The following is a 2,070-nucleotide window of genomic DNA, read 5'->3' on the forward strand; positions in this document are numbered from 1 at the left end:
TTTTTTAGAAAGGTAATGCTTTCATTTCTTGCTGCTCTTGGTTTTAATTTGCTTAGGGCATTGGTGTGTTAAAGATGATGAAAAGTGTTTCATCATCTTGTGCCTGATTCTTTTGGGTCTTTGTGCGAGAGTCCTGGCTTGGATCTCTGCGTCAGGAGTGTATTTTGATTACGATTGACTATCAGAGTTTTACGCCGCTTATGTCTCTGGTTGGCGGCTGCATGATTGGCATGGCAGCAGTTATGCTTTTTCTGGGAAGTCGTCGGATCGCGGGCATTAGTGGAATCTTTGGCGAGGTGTTGACGGGGCTTGCGACTGAAGGTCGAAGCTGGCGCCTCTTCTTCATCGTTGGAATGCTGCTAGCACCCTGGCTCGTAGCTGGCTTCGATGTGGAGCGTCCTCGCTTCGAACTACCTTGGGGAGGGCTCTTGCTTGCGGGTTTCGTGACAGGTTACGGGACTCGTATTGCTCGTGGCTGTACGAGCGGACATGGCGTTTGTGGTTTGTCGAGGCTTTCTCTCAGGTCATTTGTGGCTGTATTGAGCTTCATGATGTCCGGAATGGTAACTGTCGCCATCATTCGGATTGTCGGGGGGGAGTGATGAAGCAGTTGTTACAGCCTTTGCTACCTTTCTTTTCGGGCCTTTTGTTCGGTCTGGGGCTTGTTGTTTCGGGGATGACGAACCCTTCCAAAGTGCAGGGATTTCTGGATGTCGGTGGTCTCTGGGATCCGTCCTTGGCGATGGTGATGGGAGGCGCTGTTTGTGTGGCTTTGCCGATCTTTCAGTGGATACTCCGGCGTGATTCCAACCGTCGACAACATGGCCCGGTCGAGGTAAGGCTGGTTGTTGGAAGCATCCTGTTTGGAATTGGCTGGGGGTTGTCCGGGTATTGCCCTGGACCGGCCCTCGTTGTCGCCAGCAGCGGTAGTGTGGCAGCCATTGCCTATGTGCTGGCCATGGGGGTGGGGATGCTTGTAGCCAGCCGCTTCGGTGCTCTCGAGGTCGCCCGCTCCAGAGGGGAGGGCAAGTGACGTCGGGGCGGCCGCTGCGGATTGCGATCAACGGTTATGGCCGGATAGGGCGTTGTTTCCTGCGTGCGCTGATGGAGTCTCCACTGCGCGAGCGCTTCACTGTGGTCGCCATCAACGATCCGGCGGATCTGGCGAGCATTGCATATCTGACGCGTTTCGATTCAACCCATGGCCGCTTCCCGGGGAACGTCGAGCTTGGCGATGGTTGCCTGCTGATAGAGAGCTTGCCTATCCCGGTTTTTCACGCGTCAAGGCCCGACGGTGTGCCCTGGAAAGATCTGGGTGTCGATATCCTGGTGGAGGCGTCCGGGCAGTATGGTCATCGAGATGAGCTGAATGCATTTCTTGTCGCAGGGTGTGCGCGTGTGTTGCTGTCTCATCCTGGCCATGGCGCGGCGGACGTGGATCAAACGGTTGTCTACGGTTTCAACGAGACTGCCCTGAGTGGGAGTGAGAGGATCGTTTCTGCCGCGTCGTGCACGACCAATGCAGTTGTTCCGATATTGGCCTTGCTCGACGAGACGTACGGGCTCGAGCACGTTCTGCTGACAACGTTCCACTCTGTCATGAACGACCAGCCGCTCATTGATGGATATCACCATTCGGATCTCAACCGCACGCGGTCGGCGATGCAGTCGATGATTCCGGTAGCCACTGGCCTGGCTCGAGGTGTGGTGCGTCTGCTGCCCGCGCTGGAGGGGCGGGTAGAGGCGAAGGCGATTCGGGTTCCCGTCGTGAATGTCTCGGCGATCGACCTTGTGGTGAGCCTGAATCGGACGGTGAAGGTTGAGGATGTGACGACCCTTCTGCGGAGCGCGGCAGATGGCTGCGGTTCGGGCAGGATGGCTTATACGGCGGAGCCCCACGCATCGATCGATTTCAATCACAGTCTTCACTCTGCGATCATCGATGGACAACAGATTCGCTTGAGCGGCGACAGGCTGCTCAATCTTCTGGTGTGGTTCGACAACGAATGGGGTTTTGCGAACCGAATGCTCGATGTGGCCGCTTGCTGGAGCGATCGCCTCTCGAGCTAG

At 56.4% G+C, this 2,070-nt stretch carries 3 protein-coding genes; all 3 read left to right on the forward strand.

Annotated elements, in window-relative coordinates:
• Positions 1-353: 353 nt before the first annotated feature.
• The 3 genes from ZRA01_RS21430 to ZRA01_RS20130 are packed head-to-tail and all read left to right on the forward strand — an operon-like array spanning position 354 to position 2,070.
• Entirely contained in the window at positions 354-602 is a 249-nt protein-coding gene (locus ZRA01_RS21430) for a YeeE/YedE family protein (RefSeq protein ID WP_371859328.1), read from the forward strand.
• Complete coding sequence (locus tag ZRA01_RS20125; RefSeq protein WP_141355151.1) at positions 602-1,033, forward strand: DUF6691 family protein; 432 nt, start codon at positions 602-604, stop codon at positions 1,031-1,033. Before ZRA01_RS21430 ends, ZRA01_RS20125 begins: the two co-directional genes overlap by 1 nt.
• Positions 1,030-2,070, forward strand: a complete 1,041-nt coding sequence (locus ZRA01_RS20130; RefSeq protein WP_246093802.1) for a type I glyceraldehyde-3-phosphate dehydrogenase — start codon at positions 1,030-1,032, stop codon at positions 2,068-2,070. The genes ZRA01_RS20125 and ZRA01_RS20130 overlap by 4 nt, the downstream gene beginning before the upstream one ends.

Origin of the sequence: Zoogloea ramigera (assembly GCF_006539865.1) — a bacterium.
Taxonomy (GTDB): Bacteria; Pseudomonadota; Gammaproteobacteria; order Burkholderiales; family Rhodocyclaceae; genus Zoogloea; species Zoogloea ramigera.